Origin of the sequence: Micromonospora sp. U56 (assembly GCF_018070095.1) — a bacterium.
GTDB classification, from domain to species: Bacteria; Actinomycetota; Actinomycetes; order Mycobacteriales; family Micromonosporaceae; genus Micromonospora; species Micromonospora purpureochromogenes.
Window position 1 is genome coordinate 45761 of record NZ_JAGPYL010000014.1, and the last position, 22857, is coordinate 68617.

A 22857-nucleotide genomic window follows, 5' to 3' on the forward strand; every position below is an offset into this window, starting at 1 on the left:
GGTGCTCGCCGCCTTCGTACCCATCTGGGTGCTCACCGGGCTCGGCTGGCTGACCGGACGACGCGGACTGCTGGGCGGTGAGGCGGAGCGGGTGCTCGGCGGTTTCGTCTTCCACCTGGCGATGCCCGCCGCGCTGTTCACCGCGCTGTCCCGCACCGAGCTGGACGTGCGCCTGCCCGCACTCGGCGCCTTCGCGGCGAGCACCGCCGCCACCATGGCGCTGGCGTTCCTCCTCTGCGCGGTGGCTCGCCGCCGGGCGGGCGGCGAGGCGACGATCGGGGCGATGGCGGCCGGCTACGTCAACTCGGCGAACCTGGGCATCCCGGTGGCGCTGCAGGTGCTGGGCGACGCCACCTTCCTCACCGGGGTGCTGCTCTTCCAGGTGCTGGTGGTCACCCCGGTGGTGCTGGTCCTGCTGGACCGGTCGGCCGGGCGGGCGTGGCGGCCCGGGCGGCTGCTGACCCTGCCGCTGCGCAACCCGGTGATCGCGGGGCCGGCCCTGGGCGCGCTCTGCGCGGCCCTGCACTGGCGGCCGCCGGAGCTGATCGGCGCTCCGCTCGCCCTGCTCGGCGCCGCGGCCGTGCCGACCGCGCTGGTCACGCTCGGCCTCTCGCTCACCGCCGGCTCGCGCGCCGCCGGGCCGCCTGCCGGCGACCGGCCGGTTCCTGACGCCGGACCGCCCGTCAGCACCGGACCGCGCGCGGCCGGCCCCCCGGCCTCCGGCGGTGTCGCCGCCACCGGCGCTGTCGTGGCAGTCCGTGCGGTGCCGGCGGTCGACGGCGCGGCGGGCAGCACCGACGGCGAGGTCACCGGGGGTGTCCCGGTGACCGGCGGTGGGTCGCGCGGGGGCGGCGCGAAGCTGGAGGTGGCCCTGCTCTCCGGCCTGAAGCTGCTGGTCCAACCGGTGATCGCCTGGTCGGTCGGGCGGCTGGTCGGGGTCAGCGGCACGGATCTGCTGGCCCTGGTGGTCTGCGCCGCGCTGCCCACCGCCCAGAACACCTACATCTTCGCCCGGGAGTACGGGCGGGCCGAGGTGGTGGCCCGGGAGACGGTGGTGGTGACCACCGCGTGCGCGATGGGGACGCTGGCGCTGGTCGGCGCGCTGCTGGGCTGACCGGGGTTGTCAGCCCCGGGCTGGGATGACAAGATCGTCGCGTCGGCCCGACGGGCGGAAGGGGGTGCGGAGATGTCCATCACGATCAATGCCGCGCCCCGCCCCGTTCACCGCTGACATTCCACGCACCCGGGGCGCGTCCATCCACTGCGGAGGAACACCGTGAGTGCACGGATCCACAACATCGGCATCGACTGCCGCGACACGTACGCCCTGGCCGGGTTCTGGGCCCAGGTCTTCGAGTGCCCCCGCCAGCCGGACGACTTCCCCGGCGACCCGGAGGCGATGCTGCTGCCCGCGGGCGGGCCGGAGGTGCTCTTCCTGGCCGTGCCCGACGAGAAGGTGGTGAAGAACCGCCTGCACCTCGACATCGAGCCCACCGACCGGACCCGGGACGAGGAGGTGCAGCGCCTGCTCGGCATCGGCGCGGTCCAGGTCGCCGACCACCGCCGGCCGGACGGCTCCGGCTGGGTGGTGCTGGCCGACCCGGAAGGTAACGAGTTCTGCGTGCTGCGCAGCGCCGCCGAGCGGGCCGCCACGGCCGGCTGAGCCGACGAAGGCCCCGTCCACCTCGGTGGACGGGGCCTTCCTCAGGTCGTACGGGTCAGGACTTCTGCTCGATCTGCCCGCGCATGGTGGGCAGTTCGGCGGCGGCCTCGTCACCCGACTTGAAGTAGACGATGATCATGCCCAGGCTGCCCTTGTCGCTCCACACGCAGACACCGAGCGGCACGTTGGCGGCCTCGGCGTCGCCGCACTTGGCCTCCCCGCCCAGCGGTCCGGCGTCGACCTTCTTCATCTCGCCGAGCTGCACGCTGCTCTGGCCGGCGCCCTCGATGGTGTCGTCCATCGTCTTGGTCGGGTTGGTGTTCAGGCCGGAGGCGGCGGCGATCATCACCAGGTTCTTCTTGGCCGCCGTGCCGTAGAACGCGCCGACCGTGCTGGTGGCGTCCGGAAGGGAGCTCTTCAGCTCCGTCTCGAGCTGCTTGGCACCCTTGAGCAGGGCCGGGTCGGTCGACTTGGCCCGACCGGCGAGCGTCGCCGGGGCGACCACCCGGGTCTTGCTGGCGTCGACGGTCTCCTTGACCTCGTCCTTGACCGCGAAGAACGTGATCGCGGCGCCGCCCAGGCAGAGCACCAGCACCACGGCGAGCGAGATCAGCACGATCTTGCCGACGTTGGACTTCTTCTTGGCCGGCGGCAGGCTCGGGTCGCCGTACGGCTGGCCGCCCTGGGCCGGGAAGGCGCCCTGCTGCTGCGGTGCCGGGTAACCGCCCTGCTGCTGCGGCGGCGGGTAGCCCCCGGACTGCTGCTGCGGCGGCGGGTAGCCCCCGGACTGCTGCTGCGGCGGGGGATAGCCGCCGGGCTGCTGCGGTGCCGGGTATCCGCCTGGCTGCTGCGGCGGCGGGTACGAGCCGTAGGGCGCGCCGCTTCCCGGCTGCGACTGATAGGGATCGGACGGCGGCTGCGACATGAGGTCAGCTCCAGATCGTCAGGTGAGGACGCGTGATATTAGCCAGCCCGCCCGGCACCCGCTGCCCCGTCCGCACCGGGCACGACCGGTCGGTCCGAGGTCGACGGTCGCGGTGGCCGGTGCCGCCCGAACGGGGCGTCCGGCCACCGTGACCTGCGCTTTCCGCCTCAGGAGCGCTTCTCGACCTGACCCCGGATGGTGGCGAACTCGGCCTTGGCCTTGGCCGCCGAAGAGAAGAACATCACGATCAGGCCGACGCTGCCCTCGTCGGCCCAGGTGCACACCCCGAGCGCGATGCCGGAGCTCTTGCCGGCGCCGCACTTGGCCACGCCGCCGAGCGGGCCGGGGTTGACCGTGGACATCTTCTTGACCGCCAGCGACGAGGACAGCCCGGCGACGGCGTCGTCCAGCTCCTTCTCGGGGAAGAGCACCGGGCCGGAGGCGCCGGCCACCATGACCAGGTTGCGCTTGCCGGCGCTGCCGTAGAAGGCGCCGACCGCGCCGGTCTCGTTGCGTACCCCGGACTTCATGTCCCGGACCATCTCGTCGGCGATCCGGCGCAGCTGCGGCTCGGTGTTCTTCGGCCGGCCGGCCAGCGTCTTCGGCGTGACCAGCCGGATGTTCGGGGCCGGCTCAACCTCCTCCTCGGACGGGCTCGGCTCGGCGGCCGCCGAGGTCGGGGCGGCGGAGACGCCGGGGCTCGAGCTGGCCTTCGGGTCCGGGTCGTCGTCGGAGAGCGCCACGTAGGCCAGGCCGCCGCCGCCCGCGCAGAGCACCAGCAACCCGGCGAGGACCAGCGACAGGATCAGGCCGAGCCGGGACTTCTTCGCCGCCGGCGGCGCCGGCGGCAGGCCGTACGCCGGGGCGCCGGCGAAGCCGTCCGGCTGCACGCCCGGGTACCCGCCCGGCTGCGCCGGCGGCTGGACCCCCGCCTGCCCCGACTGGTACGCGGGGTACGGCTGGGTGGGCTGCGGGTCGGCCGGCCGGCCGTACGGCTGGGTGGCGTCGGGCTGGCCGCCCTGCTGCGGCACGTGCGGCCAGGCCTGGGTCGGCCCGGTGCCCGGGGGCGGTGGTGGCTGGTGCGGAGGCGGGTACGAGCCGGGCTCCGGCTGCGTGGACCAGGGGTCGACCGGCGGTGTGGACATGCATCAGCTCCAGGCGAGGGTGAGAACGCGTGATGTTAGCGAGCCGTGGACCGGCCGCGCTGCCCGTCCAAGTCTGACCGGGCCGGGCAAGTGGCGTCCGGGTGGGCCCGCACCGGTGCCCCAGACGCGATCGCGGTGCAGCGGGAGGGATCAGCCGCGCAGGCTGGCGACCCCGCGCGGCAGGAACCGCTTGCCGGTGACCTTCTCGGAGGTGCCGGTCCGGTCCAGGTACGGCGTGACGCCACCCAGGTGGAACGGCCAACCGGCACCGAGGATCATGCACAGGTCGATGTCCTGCGCCTCGGCGACGACGCCCTCGTCGAGCATCAGCCGGATCTCCTGCGCCAGCGCGTCCAGCGCGTTCTGGCGTACCTGCTCGGCGGTCAGCGGCTGGTCGCCGACCACGAGCAGCTTGGCGACCTCGTCGTTGATCTGGTCGTCGACCACGATCGGCTGGCCGGAGTCGGCGATCCGCTTGAGGTTCTCGCTGACGCCGAACCGGTCCGGGAAGGCGGCGTGCAGGGTGCCGCCCACGTGGTACGCCACGGCCGGCCCGACCAGCTGGAGCAGGGCGAGCGGACGCATCGGCAGACCCAGCGGGTCCAGCGCGCTGTTCGCCACGTCCAGCGGGGTGCCCGCGTCGACGGCGGCGAAGACCGTGCCGAGGAAGCGGGTGAGCAGCCGGTTGACCACGAACGCCGGGGCGTCGGAGACCAGCACGGAGGACTTCCGGAGCTGCTTGCCGACCGCGAACGCGGTGGCCAGCGTGGCGTCGTCGGTGCGCTCGCCGCGGACGATCTCCAGCAGCGGCAGCACCGCGACCGGGTTGAAGAAGTGGAAGCCGACGACCCGCTCGGGGTGCTCCAGCTCCTCGGCCATCGCGGTGATCGACAGCGACGAGGTGTTGGTGGCGAGCACCGCCTCCGGCTTGACGATCTTCTCCAGCTCGGCCCAGACCTGCTTCTTGACGTTCAGGTCCTCGAAGACCGCCTCGATGACGAAGTCGGCGTCGGCGAAGACGCCCTTGTCGACCGAGCCGCTGACCAGGCCGTACAGCTTGGCGGCGGTGCCCTTGTCCATCCGGCCCTTGCTGACGGCCTTCTCGATCTGGGTGTGCACGTAGCCGACGCCCTTGTCCACCCGGGCCTGGTCCAGGTCGGTCATGACGACCGGCACCTGGAGGCGGCGGGCGAAGAGCAGGGCGAGCTGGCTGGCCATCAGGCCGGCGCCGACGATGCCCACCTTGGTGACCGGCCGGGCCAGGCCCTTGTCCGGCGCGCCGGCCGGCCGCTTGGCCCGCCGCTGCACCAGGTCGAAGGCGTACAGGCCGCTGCGCAGTTCCTCGGAGAAGACCAGGTCCGCCAGCGCCTCGTCCTCGGCGGCGGTGCCGGTGGCGAAGTCGGCGTCCTTCGCCGTCTCCAGCAGGTCCAGCGCCTTGTACGCGGCCGGGACCGCGCCGTGCAGCCGCTGGTCCAGGGTCTGCCGGGCGAAGTAGAGCACGCCGCCCCACATGTCCTTGTCGACCTCGGGCCGGGTCACGGTGACCTCGCCCCGGACCACGCCGGCGGCCCACTCCAGGGACCGCTCCAGGAAGTCGGCCGGCTCCAGCAGCAGGTCCGCGATGCCCATCTCGGCAGCCTGCTTCGGCTTGAGCATCTTGTTCTGCATCAGCGGGTTCTGGATGATCACCTGGGTCGCCGCCGGGATGCCGATCAGGTTCGGCAGCAGCTGGGTGCCGCCCCAGCCGGGCACCAGGCCGAGCGAGACCTCGGGCAGCGCCAGGGCCGCCGCGCCGCGGGACAGGGTCCGGTAGTGGCAGTGCAGGGCCAGCTCCAGGCCGCCGCCCATCGCCGCGCCGTTGACGAAGGCGAAGGTCGGGATCGGGCTGTCCTTGAGCCGGGCGAAGACCCGGTGGCCGAGCCGGCCGATCTCCAGCGCCTGCGCGCGGTCGGCCAGCGCCGGCAGGCCGACGATGTCGGCGCCGACGCAGAAGATGTACGGCTTGCCGGTGACCGCGATGAACGCCGGGTCGGCGGCCAGCGCGGCGGTGATCGCCTCGTCCAGGCTGGTCAGGCCGGCCGGGCCGAAGGTGTTCGGCTTGGTGTGGTCGAAGCCGTTGTCGAGGGTGATCAGGGCCGCCGGCTTGTCCAGCCCCGGCACCCGTACCGCGCGCAGCAGCGCCTTGGTGACGACCTCGTTCGGTGCGGCGAGCGCGCTCACTTGTTGCCCTCCCAGTGCGGGTTCTCCCAGATCACGGTGCCGCCCATGCCGATGCCGATGCACATGGCGTTGAGGCCGTAGCGGACCTCGGGGTGCTCGGCGAACTGGCGGGCGAGCTGGGTCATCAGCCGTACGCCCGAGGAGGCGAGCGGGTGGCCGATGGCGATCGCCCCGCCCCACGGGTTGACCCGCGGGTCGTCGTCGGCGATGCCGAAGTGGTCGAGGAAGGCGAGCACCTGCACGGCGAACGCCTCGTTCAGCTCGAACAGGCCGATGTCGTCGATGGTGAGGCCGGCGATGCGCAGCGCCTTCTCCGTCGAGGGGATCGGGCCGACGCCCATCACCTCGGGCTCGACGCCCACGAAGCCGTACGACACCAGGCGCATGGCGATCGGCAGGCCCAGCTCGCGGGCGGTGGCCTCGTCGGCGAGCAGGCTGGCGGTGGCGCCGTCGTTCAGGCCGGCCGCGTTGCCCGCGGTGACCTTGCCGTGCGGGCGGAACGGGGTCTTCAGGGTGGCGAGCTTCTCCAGCGAGGTCTCCCGGGGAGCCTCGTCGGTGGTGGCCAGGCCCCAGCCGCCGTCGGCGTCGCGGATCGCGACCGGCACCAGGTCGTCCTGGAGCTTGCCGTTGGCGTACGCCTTGGCGGTCTTCTGCTGCGAGGCGAGCCCGAACGCGTCGGTGCGCTCCTTGGTGATCTGCGGGGCCCGGTCGTGCAGGTTCTCCGCGGTGGCGCCCATGACCAGGGCGGACGGGTCGACCAGCTTCTCCGCGATGATCCGCGGGTTGGGGTCGACGCCCTCACCCATCGGGTGCCGGCCCATGTGCTCGACGCCGCCGGCGATGGCGATGTCGTACGCGCCCATGGCGATGCCGCCGGCGACGGAGGTGACGGCGGTCATCGCGCCGGCGCACATCCGGTCGATGGAGAAGCCGGGCACGGTCTTGGGCAGCCCGGACAGCAGGGCGGCGGTGCGGCCGATGGTCAGGCCCTGGTCGCCGATCTGGGTCGTGGCGGCGATGGCGACTTCCTCGACCCGCTCCGGCGGCAGCTGCGGGTTCCGGCGCAGCAGTTCACGGATGCAGCGGATCACCAGGTCGTCGGCGCGGGTGTTGGCGTACATGCCACCCGCCTTGCCGAACGGGGTACGGACGCCGTCGACGAAGACGACATCCCGAACTTCACGGGGCACTTGAGCCTCCTAGCCGACACGGGCATGTTCCCCCGGATGCTACTCGCCAGTAACCAACCCCGACAGCACCCCCCATGTGGCCCACCCCACACCCGGGCACCGCCGCCCGGGTTCCGTCGATCATGAAGTTGTCGCCCCTGCACTCGGCGTGTCGGGGCGACAACTTCATGATCAATGAAGGGAGGGGGTGGGGAGGGCCTCGGTGAGGGCGGGGACCAGCAGGGTGAGCTGCCACTCGCGGGCGCCGTAGCCGCGCAGGATCTCGGCGACGGTGGCTTCGGTGATCTCGTCCGGGGGTAGCCAGGCCAGGCGGCGTACGGAGTCGGGGGCGATCAGGTTCTCCGCGGGCAGGTTGTGCTCCGCGGCCACCCGGACCACCACCTCCCGGCAGCGGGCCAGCCGGCCGGCGGCCACCGGGTCCCGCTCCGCCCAGCGGTGCGGCGGCGGCGGACCCTCGACCGCCGGGGTGACCGGCAGCGCGTCGTCCGGCAGTTGCCGGGCATCGTCCAGCGCCGCCAGCCAGGTGCGGGCCAGCCGGCGCACCGAACGGCCGCCGAACCCGGGCAGGGTCAGCAGCGTCCTCTCGTCCTTCGGGTCCAGCTCGGCGGCGGCGACGATCGCCGAGTCCGGCAGCACCCGACCCGGGGCGGCGTCCCGCCGGGCGGCGATCTGGTCCCGGGCGTACCACAGGGAGCGGACCCGGGCCTGGGCGCGCGCTCCCCGTACCCGGTGGATGCCGGAGGTGCGCCGCCACGGCTCGGCGCGGACCCGGGGCGGGCGGGCGCCGTTGCGGATCAGCGCGGCGAACTCCTCCGCCGCCCACTCCGACTTGCCCTGCCGCTTCAGCTCCTCGTCCAGGGCGTCGCGGAGGTCGACCAGCATCTCCACGTCCAGGGCAGCGTAGGTCAGCCAGGACTCGGGCAGCGGCCGGCTGGACCAGTCGGCCGCCGAGTGGTGCTTCTCCAGCGTGTAGCCGAGCAGCTGCTCGGTGAGGGCGGCCAGGCCGACCCGCTCGAAGTTGGCCAGCCGGGCGGCCAGCTCGGTGTCGAAGAGCCGGCGCGGGCGCAGCCCCACCTCGGCCAGGCAGGCCAGGTCCTGGCTGGCGGCGTGCAGCACCCACTCCGCCCCGCCGATTGCCTCGTCGAGCGCGGTCAGGTCGGGCAGCGGCAGCGGGTCGATCAACGCTGTCCCGGCGCCCTCCCGGCGCAGCTGCACCAGGTAGGCGCGCTGGCTGTAGCGGTAGCCGGAGGCGCGTTCGGCGTCCAGGGCCACCGGGCCGTGGCCCGCGGCAAAGCGGGCCACGATCTCGTCGAGTTCGCTCGGGGTGGCCACCGGTTGGGGCGTGCCGTCGCGGGGAGCGGTCAGCGGAACGGGGCCGCCGTCGGGCTGGTCGGTCCCCACGTCCTCCGGCTCCGGCGCGGCCGAGGGCTGGTCGTCTCCCGTACGGCTTTCGGCGGCCCGACGGCGCAGGGGTGGTTCGTCGGTCACCTGACAACCCTAGTGCGCCGCGCGATCCGGTGTGTGCAGCCGGTCCGGCGTGTGTCGGTGAAGCGGCCGGCAGGTGTCACGGCGCAGTCGGACAACGGGGGAGAGAAAGCGCGTTCGCGCAGGTACGTCCCGTGGGCAGCGTGCCGGTGGAAGCGGGCGCCGGTGCCGCCCCGGTTCAGGCGGCGCCGGCCGAGCGGCGCTCGGAGAGCGCGGTCACCCCCGGCGGCGGCAGCCCCGCCGTCGAGGCGAGCAGCGCGCACCACGCCTCCAGGTGCGGGGCCAGGTCGTCGCCGAGCGGCGTCCAGGAGGCCCGGATCTCGACGTCCCCGGCGGCGGGCGGGCCGGCCAGCTCGCCGAACCGGGTCGACATGGTCTGGGTGACGGTGCCGCCGGCCGCCCGGTAGCGCGCGTCGTGCGCCTCCAGGGCGTCGATCAGCCAGGTCCAGCCCACCCCGGGCAGCAGCGGGTCGGCGGCCAGGTCGACCTCCAGCTCCGCGGTGACGTAGGTGACCAGCCGCAGGGTGCCCTGCCACGCCTCGTGACCGGCCGGTTCGTGCAGCAGGATCAGCCGCCCGGTGGCCACCTCGTCCTCGTCGCGCAGCACGGCGGCGGAGAGCGCGAAGGCGTACGGGGCGAGCCGCTGGGGGGCGCCGACCTCCTCCAGCGCGATCTCCGCCCGAGGGGTCACCGACCGCAGCCCGGCGACCGCGCGGGCGAAGGTCTCCGGGAGCGCGATCGGGGGGGCCATGACCGGCAGCCTATGCCGCGCTCCGCCCGCCCGCGCGGACGGCGCGCCGAACGCCGGGACCGCGGTGGGGGGCCGCAGCGGTGCGGCGCGGCGGACCCGGCGGCACGGTTCCGCCCGTCCGCACCAGGGCCGGAGGGCCCGGCGGACGCGGGTCACAAAAGCCGGCGCTGCCCGCTGGGGTCCTCCCCGCGCGTGGCACGATTGCCGCGATGACCACCGACACCACGGGCACTGCCGCCCGAGACGGAGAACCCCGCCCCGGCGGACCGGCCGACTCGCCCTTCGTCCGGGCCTGCCGCCGCGAGCCCGTCCCGCACACCCCGGTCTGGTTCATGCGCCAGGCCGGCCGGTCGCTGCCGGAGTACCGGGAGATCCGGGCCAACGTGGGGATGCTGGAGTCCTGCCGCCGTCCGGACCTGGTCGCCGAGATCACCCTCCAGCCGGTGCGCCGGCACGGGGTGGACGCGGCGATCCTGTTCAGCGACATCGTGGTGCCGGTCGCCGCGGCCGGGGTCGACCTGGACATCGTTCCGGGCACCGGGCCGGTGGTGGCCGAGCCGGTGCGCACGGCCGAGGACGTCGAGCGGATCCGCCTGATCGGCCGCGACGACGTGTCCTACGTGGACGAGGCGGTCCGGCTGCTCGTGGCCGAGCTGGGCGCCACCCCGCTGATCGGGTTCGCCGGCGCGCCGTTCACCCTCGCCAGCTACCTGGTCGAGGGCGGCCCGTCGCGGACCCACGCCAAGACCAAGGCCCTGATGTACGGCCAGCCGGAGCTGTGGCACGCGCTCTGCGCCCGCCTGGCCGAGGTGACGCTGTCCTTCCTGCGGGTGCAGATCGAGGCCGGGGTCTCCGCGGTGCAGCTCTTCGACTCCTGGGCCGGCGCGCTCTCCGAGGCCGACTACCGCCGTTACGTGCTGCCGCACTCGACGACCGTGCTGTCCGGGCTGGCCGACGCCGGCGTGCCCCGGATCCACTTCGGGGTGGGCACCGCCGAACTGCTCGGCGCGATGAGCGAGGCCGGCGCCGACGTGGTCGGCGTGGACTGGCGTACCCCGCTGGACGTCGCCACCCGCCGGATCGGCCCGGACCGGGCGGTGCAGGGCAACCTCGACCCCACGGTGCTGCTCGCCCCCTGGTCGGTGGTGGAGACCGAGGTCCGGCGGATCGTGGAGCAGGGCCGCGCGGCCCCTGGCCACGTGTTCAACCTCGGCCACGGCGTGCTGCCGGAGACCGACCCCGAGGTGCTGACCCGGGTGGTCGCGCTGGTGCACGAGGTGTCCGCGCGCCGGGCCGAGCGGGGCTGAGGCGTCGTGTCGCGGCCGTGGCGGGTGGCGGTGGTCGGCGGCGGGATCGCCGGGCTGGCCGCCGCCGTCCGGTTGCGCGACCGTGCCCCCGCCGGCACCGAGATCACCGTGTACGAGCAGTCCGGCGCGCTCGGCGGCAAGCTGCGCACCGGTGAGCTGGCCGGGCGGCCCGTCGAGTTCGGCGCCGAGTCGTTCCTGATGCGCGACCCGGCCGGCGGGGATTCCGCCGCCGTCACGCTGATCCGCCGGCTCGGCCTGGCCGAGAGGATCGTCCACCCCACCGTGGGGCAGGCCGCGCTCGCCGTCGACGGCGGGCTGCGCCCGGTGCCGGGCGGCACGCTGGTGGGCGTACCCGGGGAACGGGAGCGGGTGGCGACGGTCGCCCGGCCGGCGGCGGACGCCGACCGCGACGGCGGCCGGCCGCTGCTCGGGCCGGACGAGGACGTCGCGGTCGGGACGCTGGTCCGGGCCCGCCTCGGGGACCAGGTGGTGGACCGGCTGGTCGACCCGATGCTCGGCGGCGTCTACGCCGGCCGGGCCGACGACCTGTCGCTGGTCACCACGATGCCGGCGCTGGCCCGCGCGGCCCGCGTCGAGCACACCCTCACCGGGGCGGTCCGCGCCGCCCAGGCCGCCGCGCCGCGCGCGCCGGGCGCGCCGGTCTTCGGCACCCTGGCCGGCGGGCTCTCCACGCTGGTCGAGGCCGCGGCGACGGCCAGCGGCGCGGCCATCCGGCTCCAGGCCGCGGTCCGCGAGCTGACGCCCACCGCGGAAGGTTGGCGGCTGACCGTCGGCCCGACCCGCGACCCGGAGCTGGTCGAGGCGGACGCGGTGGTGCTCGCCCTGCCGGCCCGGCCCGCCGCCCGGCTGCTCGCCCCCGTCACCCCCGAGGTGGCCACGACGATCGGCGGGCTCGACTACGCCAGCGTCGCGCTGGTCACCCTGGCCCTGCCCGACCCGGAGCTGCCGGCGCTCTCCGGCTTCCTGGTGCCGGCCACCGAGGGCCTGCTGATCAAGGCGTCCACGTTCTTCACCACCAAGTGGGGGCACCTGGCCCGGCCGGACGGGATCGCCCTGGTCCGCGCCTCCGTGGGCCGGTACGGCGACGAGACGTCCCTGCACCTGGCGGACCCCGAGCTGGTGGCCACCGTGCACCGGGAGCTGTCCGGCGTGCTCGGGGTGGCGCTGCCCGCGCCGCTCGCCAGCCACGTGCAGCGCTGGGGCGGGGCGCTGCCGCAGTACGCCCCGGGTCACGGCGACCGGGTCACCGCCGCCCGGACGGCGCTGCGCGCGGCCCACCCGACGCTGGTCCTGGCCGGCGCCGGCCTCGACGGGGTCGGCATTCCGGTCTGCGTCCGCTCCGGCGAGACGGCGGCCGGAGAGATCATCGAAGCACTGGGAGGATCGGGTTCATGACCGAGCAGACCAACGCGGCGCGGCTCAAGGAGCTCAACGCGAGCATCCGCTACACCATGTGGTCGGTGTTCCGGGCGACCAGCCCGCTGCCGTCCCTGCGGGAGAACGTCACCGGCGAGGTCGAGGCGCTCTTCGAGGAGCTGGCCGGCAAGGACGTCGTGGTCCGCGGCCTGTACGACGTGGCCGGCCTGCGCGCCGACGCCGACCTGCTGATCTGGTGGCACTCCTCCTCCAGCGACGCCCTCCAGGACGCCTACCTTCGCTTCCGCCGGACCACCCTGGGTCGGGCGCTCACCCCGGTGTGGTCGCAGATGGCCCTGCACCGGCCGGCGGAGTTCAACAAGAGCCACATCCCGGCGTTCCTCGCCAACGAGGAGCCCCGCCCCTACCTCTGCGTCTACCCGTTCGTCCGCTCGTACGAGTGGTACCTGCTGCCCGACGCCGAGCGGCGCGAGATGCTGGCCGAGCACGGCAAGATGGCGCGCGGCTACCCGGACGTCCGGGCCAACACGGTCGCCTCGTTCGCCCTTGGCGACTACGAGTGGATGCTCGCCTTCGAGGCCGACGAGCTGCACCGGATCGTCGACCTGATGCGCGACCTGCGCGGCTCCGGCGCCCGTCGGCACGTCCGCGAGGAGGTCCCGTTCTACACCGGTCGGCGCCGCTCCGTCGCCGACATCGTCAACTGCCTGGTGTGACGGGCTCGCCGGGATTGCGTACCCCCGGTAACGTGTCAGATCCATCACGGTAGCTGTCGCTGCCGTGCGGATCCGTCTGGAGGCCCGGTGTCGCAGCTCGTCGAGTTCCCGCTGGACGGCGGTGGCGCGGTCCGGGTCGAGGTCGGCGACGAGGAGGGCGTGGTCCCGGTCGGCCGGGCCGGCGAGGTGGTGGCGCGGGCGCACCAGACGCTGGAGTCCGCCCTGGCCCAGCTGCGGCCGGTGACCGACGCCGTGCTGCGCAACCTGCGCGACGCCGCCGTGCCGCCGGACCGGGTCTGCGTGGAGTTCGGCGTGAAGCTGGCGGCCAAGGGCGGGCTCGTCGTGGCCAGCGGCACCTCGGAAGCCAACCTCAAGGTGCAGCTCGAATGGAACCGCGCCGACCCCGCCGCCTGAGCCGGCGGCGCCGGACCACCGCGTGATGCCCGGCGCGACGGGGCGTCCACCGCAGCGGCCCTCAAGCCCGGTGCCCGGCGAGGCGACGCTCGCGGTGGCGGCCGTGCACGACCGGGCCGGGAACGTCGTCGGCGCGGCCTTCCTGATCGACTCCGCCCGCCTGCTGACCTGCGCCCACGTCGTGCAGGCGGTACTGGGCCCGGAGGCGGTGGCGCCCGGGCCGGCCGACGCCGTCGTGGTGTCGGTGAGCTTCCCCCTGGTGGCGCCGGGCCGCCGCCTCGCCGCGCTGGTCCTGCCGCAGCACTGGCAGCCGGGGCGGCCGGACGGGTCGGGCGACTACGCCGTCCTCCAGCTCGTCGCGCCGGCGCCGGTCGGGGCCCGGCCGGTCCGGCTGGCCCGCCCCGGCCAGGCCGGCACCCGGGACCGGGTCTGCCGGGTCTTCGGCTTCCCCCGCGCGCTGCCCGAGGGCCGCTGGTTCGAGGGGTGGGTGGTCGGGCCGATCGGCGGCGGCTGGATCCAGCTCGCCAACCGCAGCGACTCCGGCTACCAGATCGAGCCGGGTTTCTCCGGCGCGCCGGTGTGGGACAGCCGGCTGCGCTGCGTCATCGGCATGATCGTCGCGGTCGACCAGGTGGTCCGGCCGCAACCGGCCCGCCCGGCCGCCTTCATGATCCCGATCCGCCGGCTGCCGGTGCCCGACCAGTACGGCCGGCCCCGGGTGCTGCCCCGCTGGCGGCAGCCGTTCAGCCGGTGGCGCACCGGTCCCGCCCCGGCCGCCGCCCGCTGGTCGCCGCGCATCCGGGCCCGGGTGGCGGCGCTGGTGGTGGCGCTGCTGGCGGTCGGCCTCGCCGCCGTGCCCGAGCCGCTGGACGGCTGCGCCGGGCCGGTCGAGCTGCGGGTCGCCGCCGCCCCGGACGACCTGGTGACCTACCAGGCGGTGGCCGCCGCGTACGAGTCGTGGACCGCGGCCCGCGCCGGGGGCTGCCGGACGACCAACGTCTTCGTCTACCCCGCCGCGCCGCGCGAGGTGGCGCAGGGTCTCCAGATCGGCTGGTCGGAGTCCGCCGGCCGGCTGGCGACCGAGGGGGACCCGGGGACGCCGGGCTGGTACCCGGCCGACGTCGGGCCGCGCCCGGACGCCTGGTTGCCGGGCGCCGAGATGCCGTCGCAGCAGGAGCTGAACCTGACCACCGTCCGGGACTACCTGACGGTGGCCCGCTCGCCGCTGGTGCTGGCGGTGCCGCGCGCCCTCGTCGACCCCGTCCGCGACGACGCCGACCGGCAGCGTTCGCTGTCCTGGCCGGAGCTGTTCGCCAAGGCCAGCCGAAGCCCGGGGGAGGCCCCGACGGTCGCCGCCTCGGGCCGGCGGGTGACCGGCACCGGGTGGCAGGTCGTCCGCCCCGATCCGGCGGTGTCCGCCGAGGCCCGGATGGTCGACGTGGCGCTGTACGACGGCGCGCCCGACACGGCGTGGATCCGCCAGCAGGTCGAGCAGCGCCTGGAGGCCGCCCAGGACGAGCGCGGCTTCCCGCTGGGCAGCCTCGCCGCCGTGCTGTGCCGGCAGCGGCAGCTCGCCGCCGACCCGGCCGCCCCGGCGCCGCCGGCGGTGGTCACCACCGAGCAGGCGCTGGTCCAGTTCAACCTCGGCGAGCGGCTCGGCGACGGCTGCGTCGAGCGCGGCCGTCCCGCGCCCGGCCGGGCGCTGGTGGCCTTCTATCCGGAGCTGACCCCGGGCGTGGACCACCGCCTGGTCCTGCTGCGCTGGCCGGACTCCGTGCAGAGCCCCGCCGCCCGGGCCGCCGCCGACGACCTGCGCCGCTGGTTGACCGGGCCGGGGCGGGACGAGCTGCTGGCCCGGGGCTTCCGGGTGCCCGGCCGGGACGGGACCGGCCCGGCGCTGACCGAGGAGAACGGCGTGCTGCCGGGCTGGTTGCTGGACAACCCGCAGTGGGAACTTGTCGACGGCTCCGACGCGCTCGCCCTGAACACCGCCGACCAGCGCTACCGCGAGGCCCGGCGACCGGCCCGGGTGCTGCTGGCGCTGGACATGTCCGGCTCGATGCTGGCGGAGGCGGGCCGGGGCACCCGGTACGACGTGGCGGTGGACGGCATCGCCGCCTCGCTGCGCCGCCTCGGTGGCCGGGACGAGGTCGGGGTGTGGGCGTTCTCCACCGCCTACCGGGGTGACGCCGGGCGGCTGCGGGAGGTCGGGCGGGCCGACCGGGCGCGGGACGAGGCGCTGGTCGCCCGGCTGCGGCGGATCGTGCCGGCGGGGGACACGCCGCTGTACCGGACGATCGACGCCGCGATCGGCGAGGTGCGCCGGCGGGGCGGCGGCGACGACCACCTGCGGGCCGTCGTGGTGCTCACCGACGGGCGGGACACCGCCAGCGGCGGCCTGGTGCCCCGGGTCGAGGGCGACCCCCCGGTACGCCTCTACGTGATCGCCGTCGGCGAGGCGAGCTGCGACGACCGGGTGCGGACCCGCACCCTGCGGCAGACCGCCCGGGCCAGCGGCGGGCAGTGCCTGCAGGCCGAGGCGAGCACCGTGGACCGGGCGCTGACCGGGCTGTTCCGTCAACTCTGGGAGAAGGGAGCCGGCCAGTGACCGACCGGAAGCCGCACGGTGCGTCCAGGATTCCGCCCCGCCGGCGCCGGGTGCCGGCGTCGTTCCTGCTCGGGGTGGCCGTCGGCACGGTGGTCGGTGTCGTCGCCACGCTGGGCTGGTACGTCGCCACCCGGGAGGAGCCGCTGGAGCGCGGCGAACTGGTGATCCTCAGCGGCAAGGACACCAGCTCCGGCGGGCCGCGGGAGGAGCTGGTCAAGCTCTGGAACGTGCTGCACCCGCAGAGCCCGGCCCGGATCCGGGAGGCGCCGGTCACCACCGACCAGCAGCACAGCGAGATGGTGGCGATCGCCCAGGCACAGGCGGCGGGCGGCGGCGACGACCCGGACGACGCCGTGGACATCTACAACCTCGACGTCACCTTCACCGCGGAGTTCGCCGCCGCCGGCCACCTGCGCCCGATCGACGAGGCGCGGCTGGCCCCCGGGCACCTCGACGCGTTCGTGCCGGAGGTGCTGGACAGCTGCCGCTACCGGGGCTCGCTCTGGGCGCTGCCCTTCAACACCGACGCGGGCCTGCTCTTCTACCGGTCGGACCTGGTCACCGGCGCGGCGCCGGCCGCCCCGGGCGAGGCGCCCCGCTTCGACTGGGACGCCATCCTCGACCGCAGCGCGGCGCTGACCGGTGCGGGCGGCGCGACGCAGCGGCCCGCCGCCGGGTACGTCGGGCAGTTCGGCCCGTACGAGGGGCTGACCGTCAACGGGATGGAACTGCTCTGGGCCGGCGGCGTCGACCGGCTCGTCGACGAGACCGAGAACCGGGTGGTCTTCCAGCGGGAGCGGTGGGAACGCCGGCTGCGGGACGTCGCCGCGGCCCGGCGCGCCGGCCTGCTGGTGGGGGACGCCTTCACCGTCCCCGGCGACGAGGCGCGCAGCCTGCGGGACTTCCAGGAGGGCCGGGCGCTGTTCATGCGCAACTGGCCGGTCAACTACCGGTCGCTGGCCGCCACCGAAACGCCGGGTCCCCGGGTGCCGTTCGAGGTGACCCGGCTGCCCGGCCCGTCGGCGCTGGGCGGCCAGAACCTCGCCATCGCCAAGCAGAGCCGGCAGCCGCGCGCCGCCCAGGCGCTGATCGAGTTCCTGACCCGGGAGGAGGCCCAGCGCACCCTGTTCACGGTGGGTGGCTTCGCGCCGACCCGGACGGACGTCTACGCCGACGCGGCGCTGCGGCAGCGGTTCCCGTACCTCGCGCTGCTCGGCGAGGCGGTCCGGGAGGCCCGGGTACGGCCCCGGGTGCCGCACTACTTCCAGTTCAGCCGGGTGTTCCGGGAGGGCGTCCGGACCGCCCTGGAGGGGGACGGCACGCTGCCGGAGGACTTCGAGGCCCGGCTCAACCGGGCGCTGCAGGGTGGTTGACCGGCGGCGTTCCCCGTGGAGGCGGACCACGATGGTGCGGCCGTGACCCGGCTGCTGTCGGGTCACGGCCGTCCCGGATCAGAGCGTCGCGGTGCAGGTCGGGGTCGGGTTCGCCCCGCTGCCGGAGCCGAGGAAGCCGAAGGACGTCTTCGCCCCGGCGGCCAGTGACCCGTTGTAGCTGACGTTCCGGGCGGTGACGGTGGACCCGTTGCTCGTCACCGTCGCGTTCCACGCCTGGCTGACCTGCTGGCCGCCGGCGAACGTCCAGGTCACGGTCCAGCCCTTGACCGCGGTGGCGCCGGCCGTCACCTCCACCTCACCCTGGAAGCCGCCGGACCACTGCGCGGTGACCCGGTAGCTGGCGGTGCAGCCCTCGGCCGGCGGCGGCGTGGTCGGCGGCGGCGTCGTCGGCGGCGGCGTGGTAGGCGGCGGGCTGGTGGGCGGCGGCGTCGTGGTGGGCGGCGTGCCGGGCCCGCCGCCGAAGTCGACGTCGCTGCACAGGTAGTACGACTGGTCCAGGTGGCTGGCCTGCCAGATCGTGTAGACGATGTGCCGGCCGGTGCGCCCCGGCGCGTTCGCCGGCACCTGGATCGACACGCCCTGGGATTCCGGGGTCCACTGGGCCGCCGGGGTGTTGCCGATCTGGCCGACCAGTTCCAGGTCGCTCCAGGCCAGCGGCGTGGTCAGGGCGTTGAAGCCCTGCTTCGTCACGTACACCCGGATGTAGTCGGCCCCGTGGCTGGCCTGGTCGTACAGCTTGATCCTGAAGTTGGTCGTGGTCGGCACGGTCTTCCAGGCGCCGACCGCGTCGAGCGCGTTGTAGCGGCCGCTGGCGGTGTGCCCGGCGCTGCACAGCTGGCCGTCCGGGATGGCGCCCTGGTGGTTGCCGGCGACGCCCTCGCGGAACAGGCCGTTCCAGTTCCACATTGCGTTCGGGTCGGCCTGCCAGGCCTGCCAGCACATCGGGTCCTCGGTGGCCATCTTCGGGTTCTGGAAGTCGCTGCCCCAGCGTTGCCAGCAGCCGTAGTTGCGCGACGCCGGGTCCACCACCGATCCGTGGGCGGAGGCGGACCGGGCCAGGGCGGTGGTGAGCAGCAGCGCGACGATCGCGCAGACGGTGAGCAGCGCCGCCACCAGTGGGGTGGGGCGTCTGCGTAGCAGGACGGACATGGAGCCTCCGGGGTCTGGAGTGTCGGTCGACGACGCCCGGACGGCCGGGAGTTGCCCCCTCCCGAACCCCTGCGTGGCTCCCGCGACGGCTCTGCCCCGCAGGCTCCCACGGAAAAACGCTATCCGTCAATGTCTCCCGGGTGGCCGGGTCGGCTCTGCCGCCGCATCGGGACATGCGGGATGCCGTCCTCGACGTATTCCGGGCCGGTCACCGCGAAGCCGTGCCGCGTGTAGAAGTCGACCAGGTAGGACTGCGCCTCCAGCACGCACGGCCGGTCGCCGACCAGCCGCAGCGCCTCGGTCATCAGCCGGCCGGCGTGCCCGCCGCCGCGCGCCGCCGGCGCCACCACCACCCGGCCGATCCGCGCCGAGCCGTCCGGGTCGGCCAGAATCCGCAGGTACGCCAGCACGGCGCCGTCGCGCTCCAGCCAGAGGTGCCGGGTGCCGGGCTCGACGTCCCGGCCGTCCAGCTCCGCGTACGGGCAGTGCTGCTCCACCACGAACACGTCGATGCGCAGCCGGAGCAGGTCGTGGAAGGTGCGGGCGTCCAGGTCGGCGAAGGCGGCGACCCGGACCTGGGTGGTCTGCGGCGGCATCCCGCGATGGTAGGCCGCGCCGTGGCGCGTACCCCGGAGAGCCCCGGCCCGGTGCGGGCCGGGGCGCGCGGTCAGGCCGGGCGGGCGCCGACCGCGTCGCGGATCTCGGCGCCCTGGGCCTCCACGGCGCGGGCGCAGTGCGCGCAGCAGAAGAACCGGCCGCCGACCTCCACGCCGTGGCCGAGGATCTTGACCTCACAGTGCTCGCAGATCGGCGCCAGCTTCTGCGCCGCGCACTCGAAGCAGTCGAAGGTGTGCGTATCACCGCTGACCGTGCGCACCTCGAACGTCATCCAGTACTCGTTGCCGCAGACCTCACAGGTAGCCACGATCGAAAACCCCCCGAATTAGGACATGTCACTTCAGGGTGCGCCAGGGCGGGGCCGTTGGGGGCGAAATGCCGCGAGTGGATCCGGCCGGGCGGCGTTTCGCCCCCGGCGTGTCGCGCGTTGGGCCTGGTGAACCGCCTCGACCCCGGAGGACCACGTGATCAAGCGCAACAAGCTCTTCGGCAACCAGACCCGGGTCACCTTCTGCCTGCCCTGGGACACCCCGCCCGGCCCGGTCAGCGTCGTTGGCTGCTTCAACGGCTGGGAGCCCGGCCGGCACGAACTGGTCGCCCGCCGCGACGGCACCCGGACGGTGACCGTGAAGCTCGCCCCCGGCGAGTACCGCTTCCGGTACCTCGCCAGCGGGGGCGTCTGGCTGGACGACGACTCCGCCGACCGGGTCGACGAGAAGGGCAGCCTCCTGCTGCTCTGAGCGGAGGGTAAGAGCATCATGACTGTCGATGGTTTTATCGACAGGAGTCTTTACTGTTAACAAGGTTTAAATTATGTTGATGGCACCTTCAGCAGGCCGAAGCCGAGGAGTTGCCATCATGCGTCGAAGAGTCACCGTCCCGGTCCTGGCGGCGGGCGCCGTCGTGTCCTCGCTCGCCGTGGCCGCCCCCGCCCAGGCGCACGGCTACGTCTCCGGACCACCCAGCCGCCAGGCGCTCTGCGCGCAGAACCGGGTGCCCGACTGCGGGCAGATCAAGTACGAGCCGCAGAGCGTCGAGGGCCCGAAGGGGCTGCGCAACTGCCACGCCAACATCGCCCAGTTCGCCGTCCTGAACGACGACAGCCGGGGTTGGCCGGCCACCTCGGTCGGCAGCTCGGTGACGTTCACCTGGGTCAACACCGCCCGGCACGCCACCAGCAACTGGGAGTACTTCATTGGCGGCACCCGGGTGGGCGTCTTCAACGGGGGCGGTCAGCAGCCCGGCGCCACCGTGTCGCACACCGTGAACCTCGGCGGCTTCTCCGGCCGGCAGAAGATCCTCGCGGTGTGGAACATCGCGGACACCGCCAACGCGTTCTACTCCTGCGTGGACGTGCAGATCGGTGGCGGCGGCGGTCCGGCCCCCAGCCCGACGCCGACCCCCACCAGCTCGCCCACCCCGACCCCGCCGGCTCCCACCACCCCGCCCGCCCCGAGCGGCAGCTGGACCGCAGGTCGCGCCTACCAGGTGGGTGACCAGGTCACCTACAACGGGCTGACCTACCGGTGCCGGCAGGCGCACACCGCGATCCCGGGCTGGGAACCGCCGAACGTGCCGGCACTGTGGTTGCAGGTCTGACCGGACGGGTACGGCCCGTGCCGGTGCGGGCCGCATCCGCCCCTCGGCGCCACCCGGCCAGGCGTGGCGTGGCCCGCGCGGCGGTGCTGCTCGCGCTCGCCGCCCCGCTGCCGGCCGCCGGCTGCGCCGACGCCCCGACCCCGCAGGTGACCCGCCCCGCGACCGCGGGCCCGACGGACACCGCGCTCGGCACCCTCGACGTGGTGTACCTGACGATGATGGTGGCCCACACCGAGCAGACGCTGGAGATGGTGCGGCTGGGGCGCGACCGGGTGACCGACCCCGAGCTGCGCACCCTGGTCGCCGCCATCGAGGTGACCGAGGCCGACGAGCTGACCACCATGCGCGCCTGGCTGCGCGACGCCGGTCCGGCCGCGACCGCCGGGCGGCACGACCACACCGGGCACCTGGCTGCCCCGGCGGACCTCGACCGCCTGCGCGACGCCCCGGCCGGCCAGTTGGACGCCGTCCTGCGGCGGTTGCTCGGCAGCCACCAGCAGGAGGCCGCCGACCTGGCCCGGGCGCACGTGGCCATCGCGACCAGCCCACGGGTACGCGAGCTGGCCCGGCGGGTCGAGCAGTCCCGTACCGCCGAGGTGCGGCTCCTGACGGGGCCTGCCGGCCGGTAGCCACGCCACCCACACGAGCCCGGTCACGCGGTCGTCGATCGACTCCATGTCGCCCGAACGGCGGTATGAGCGCGACCGGGACACCGCCACCTCGCCGACACGGAGTCGATCAGCCGGCCCGGGCCGCCGACACGGTCTCGCCGGTGCCCGGTGGGTCAGGCGTCGGCGCGCGGTTCCAGCCGGATCGACAGCGAGTTGACGCAGTGCCGGGTGTCCTTTGGGGTGAAGTGCTCGCCGTGGAAGACGTGCCCGAGGTGGCTGTCGCAGCGCGCGCAGCGGATCTCGGTGCGGCTGTGGCCCAGGGTCCGGTCCTCGATCTCCTTGACCCGACCGGGGATGGCGTCGTCGAAGCTCGGCCAGCCGCAGTGCGAGTCGAACTTGGTGTCGCTGGAGAAGAGTTCCAGGCCGCAGGCCCGGCAGTGGTAGACGCCGGGGGTCTTCGTGTCGACGTACTCGCCCGTCCACGGTGGCTCGGTGCCGGCCTCGCGCAGCACCCGGAACTCCTGCGGGCTCAACCGGACCCGCCACTCTTCCTCGGTGCGGGGCAGCTCGTTCTTGTCAAGACTCACCCGCCAACGGTACGCCGGATGTCGGGGGCGTCGCATATGGTCGCGGAATGGGCGGCTCCTCGAAGGCGACGGTGACCGAGATCGAGGTCGCCGGGCACACCGTCCGGCTGAGCAGCCCCGACCGGGTGATCTTCCCCGACCGCGGCTTCACCAAGGCGGACGTCTTCCACTACTACCTGGCGGTCGGCGACGGGATCATGCGCGCCCTGCGGGACCGCCCCACCACGCTCCAGCGCTTCCCCGAGGGCATCGAGGGGGAGATGTTCTTCCAGAAGCGGGTGCCCACCCGGGGAGTCCCGCCGTGGGTGCGCACGGCGAAGATCAGCTTCCCCAGTGGGCGCAGCGCCGACGAACTCTGCCCGGCCGACCTCGCCCACGTGGCCTGGGCCGCCCAGATGGGCACCATCGTCTTCCACCCGTGGCCGGTGCGGGCCGCCGACGTCGACCGCCCCGACGAGCTGCGCATCGACCTCGACCCGCAGCCCGGCACCGACTTCGCCGACGCGGCGACCGCGGCCGGCGAGGTGCGCGCGCTCCTGGCCGAGCTGGGTGCGACCGGCTGGCCGAAGACCTCGGGCGGCCGGGGCGTGCACGTCTACCTGCGCATCGAGCCCCGTTGGACGTTCACCGAGGTGCGCCGGGCCACCATCGCGCTCGCCCGAGAGCTGGAGCGCCGCCGCCCCGACCTGGTCACCACCGCCTGGTGGAAGGAGGAGCGGGGCCGGCGGGTGTTCGTCGACTACAACCAGATGGCCCGGGACCGCACCATCGCCTGCGCCTACTCGCTGCGCGCCAACGCCCGGGCCACCGTCTCCACCCCGGTCACCTGGGACGAGCTGCCCGACGTCGACCCGGACGACTTCGACCTGCGCAGCGTGCCCGCCCGGCTCACCGAGCGGGGCGACCCGCACGCCGGCATCGACGACGCCCCGTTCGACCTCACCCCGCTGCTGGAGTGGGCCGAGCGGGACGCGTCCGCCGGCCAGGGCGACATGCCGTACCCGCCGGACCACCCGAAGATGCCGGGGGAGCCGAAGCGGGTGCAGCCCTCCAAGGACCGCGACCGCCCCCGCTGAC

Annotated in this window: 22 protein-coding genes; 12 read left to right on the forward strand and 10 right to left on the reverse strand. The window is 74.5% G+C overall.

From position 1 onward, the window contains the following. Position 1: 1 nt before the first annotated feature. Together KBX37_RS35570 and KBX37_RS07990 are read left to right on the forward strand one after the other, a co-directional pair. On the forward strand, positions 2-1114 hold the full coding sequence (locus KBX37_RS35570) for an AEC family transporter (RefSeq protein ID WP_210775271.1): 1113 nt from the start codon (positions 2-4) through the stop codon (positions 1112-1114). Positions 1115-1276: 162 nt separating this feature from the next. Further along, a complete protein-coding gene (locus tag KBX37_RS07990; RefSeq protein WP_210775272.1) occupies positions 1277-1663 on the forward strand; it encodes a VOC family protein in 387 nt (128 codons plus the stop codon). Between the two features lie 55 nt (positions 1664-1718). Here the strand turns inward: KBX37_RS07990 and KBX37_RS07995 are convergent, their stop codons facing one another. The 6 genes from KBX37_RS07995 to KBX37_RS08020 form a co-directional block, all read right to left on the reverse strand. Beyond that, positions 1719-2588: a hypothetical protein gene (locus KBX37_RS07995; RefSeq protein WP_210775273.1), complete on the reverse strand. Its 870-nt coding sequence runs from the start codon at positions 2586-2588 to the stop codon at positions 1719-1721. A 167-nt stretch (positions 2589-2755) separates the two neighbouring features. Then, a complete protein-coding gene (locus tag KBX37_RS08000) occupies positions 2756-3733 on the reverse strand; it encodes a hypothetical protein (protein ID WP_210775274.1) in 978 nt (325 codons plus the stop codon). 150 nt (positions 3734-3883) lie between these two features. Further along, entirely contained in the window at positions 3884-5953 is a 2070-nt protein-coding gene (locus KBX37_RS08005; protein ID WP_210775275.1) for a 3-hydroxyacyl-CoA dehydrogenase NAD-binding domain-containing protein, read from the reverse strand. After that, positions 5950-7143, reverse strand: coding sequence for a thiolase family protein (locus KBX37_RS08010; RefSeq protein WP_210775276.1), 1194 nt, complete (start codon positions 7141-7143; stop codon positions 5950-5952). The genes KBX37_RS08005 and KBX37_RS08010 overlap by 4 nt, the downstream gene beginning before the upstream one ends. A 171-nt stretch (positions 7144-7314) precedes the next feature. Continuing rightward, entirely contained in the window at positions 7315-8631 is a 1317-nt protein-coding gene (locus KBX37_RS08015) for a ribonuclease D (RefSeq protein WP_210775277.1), read from the reverse strand. 175 nt (positions 8632-8806) lie between these two features. Continuing rightward, positions 8807-9379, reverse strand: coding sequence for a DUF3000 domain-containing protein (locus tag KBX37_RS08020; RefSeq protein ID WP_210775278.1), 573 nt, complete (start codon positions 9377-9379; stop codon positions 8807-8809). Between the two features lie 209 nt (positions 9380-9588). On the opposite strand from KBX37_RS08020, the gene hemE reads away from it, so the two are divergent. The 6 genes from hemE to KBX37_RS08050 all read left to right on the forward strand — a co-directional run bounded on the left by hemE (position 9589) and on the right by KBX37_RS08050 (position 17195). Further along, a complete protein-coding gene (hemE, locus tag KBX37_RS08025) occupies positions 9589-10686 on the forward strand; it encodes a uroporphyrinogen decarboxylase (protein ID WP_210775279.1) in 1098 nt (365 codons plus the stop codon). 6 nt (positions 10687-10692) lie between these two features. Continuing rightward, positions 10693-12102: a protoporphyrinogen oxidase gene (gene hemG, locus KBX37_RS08030; protein WP_210775280.1), complete on the forward strand. Its 1410-nt coding sequence runs from the start codon at positions 10693-10695 to the stop codon at positions 12100-12102. After that, on the forward strand, positions 12099-12800 hold the full coding sequence (gene hemQ, locus KBX37_RS08035; RefSeq protein WP_210775281.1) for a hydrogen peroxide-dependent heme synthase: 702 nt from the start codon (positions 12099-12101) through the stop codon (positions 12798-12800). The genes hemG and hemQ overlap by 4 nt, the downstream gene beginning before the upstream one ends. Positions 12801-12887: 87 nt before the next feature. Continuing rightward, entirely contained in the window at positions 12888-13214 is a 327-nt protein-coding gene (locus tag KBX37_RS08040) for a CU044_2847 family protein (RefSeq protein ID WP_210775282.1), read from the forward strand. A gap of 70 nt (positions 13215-13284) precedes the next feature. Next, positions 13285-15822: a trypsin-like peptidase domain-containing protein gene (locus KBX37_RS08045; RefSeq protein WP_210775283.1), complete on the forward strand. Its 2538-nt coding sequence runs from the start codon at positions 13285-13287 to the stop codon at positions 15820-15822. Beyond that, the gene (locus tag KBX37_RS08050) at positions 15819-17195 is read left to right on the forward strand and encodes an extracellular solute-binding protein (protein WP_210775284.1); all 1377 of its coding nucleotides are present in this window, start codon (positions 15819-15821) and stop codon (positions 17193-17195) included. The genes KBX37_RS08045 and KBX37_RS08050 overlap by 4 nt, the downstream gene beginning before the upstream one ends. Before the next feature lie 78 nt (positions 17196-17273). On the opposite strand, the gene KBX37_RS08055 is transcribed toward KBX37_RS08050, so the two are convergent. From KBX37_RS08055 to KBX37_RS08065, 3 genes are all read right to left on the reverse strand, one after another. Then, the gene (locus KBX37_RS08055; RefSeq protein WP_210775285.1) at positions 17274-18365 is read right to left on the reverse strand and encodes a lytic polysaccharide monooxygenase; all 1092 of its coding nucleotides are present in this window, start codon (positions 18363-18365) and stop codon (positions 17274-17276) included. Between the two features lie 119 nt (positions 18366-18484). Further along, the gene (locus KBX37_RS08060; protein ID WP_210775286.1) at positions 18485-18961 is read right to left on the reverse strand and encodes a GNAT family N-acetyltransferase; all 477 of its coding nucleotides are present in this window, start codon (positions 18959-18961) and stop codon (positions 18485-18487) included. Between the two features lie 71 nt (positions 18962-19032). Continuing rightward, a complete protein-coding gene (locus tag KBX37_RS08065) occupies positions 19033-19290 on the reverse strand; it encodes a Prokaryotic metallothionein (protein ID WP_088964789.1) in 258 nt (85 codons plus the stop codon). A 157-nt stretch (positions 19291-19447) separates the two neighbouring features. On the opposite strand from KBX37_RS08065, the gene KBX37_RS08070 reads away from it, so the two are divergent. From KBX37_RS08070 to KBX37_RS08080, 3 genes are all read left to right on the forward strand, one after another. Beyond that, complete coding sequence (locus tag KBX37_RS08070; protein ID WP_210775287.1) at positions 19448-19723, forward strand: isoamylase early set domain-containing protein; 276 nt, start codon at positions 19448-19450, stop codon at positions 19721-19723. 118 nt (positions 19724-19841) lie between these two features. After that, complete coding sequence (locus tag KBX37_RS08075) at positions 19842-20582, forward strand: lytic polysaccharide monooxygenase (protein WP_210775288.1); 741 nt, start codon at positions 19842-19844, stop codon at positions 20580-20582. Between the two features lie 68 nt (positions 20583-20650). Further along, positions 20651-21211 carry a DUF305 domain-containing protein gene (locus KBX37_RS08080; RefSeq protein WP_307848994.1) on the forward strand — a complete coding sequence of 187 codons (561 nt, stop codon included), beginning with the start codon at positions 20651-20653 and terminating at the stop codon, positions 21209-21211. 155 nt (positions 21212-21366) lie between these two features. Here KBX37_RS08080 and msrB read toward each other — a convergent pair whose 3' ends face one another. Next, on the reverse strand, positions 21367-21780 hold the full coding sequence (msrB, locus tag KBX37_RS08085) for a peptide-methionine (R)-S-oxide reductase MsrB (RefSeq protein ID WP_210775290.1): 414 nt from the start codon (positions 21778-21780) through the stop codon (positions 21367-21369). A gap of 47 nt (positions 21781-21827) precedes the next feature. On the opposite strand from msrB, the gene ligD reads away from it, so the two are divergent. Continuing rightward, entirely contained in the window at positions 21828-22856 is a 1029-nt protein-coding gene (ligD, locus tag KBX37_RS08090) for a non-homologous end-joining DNA ligase (protein ID WP_210775291.1), read from the forward strand. Position 22857: the final 1 nt, after the last annotated feature.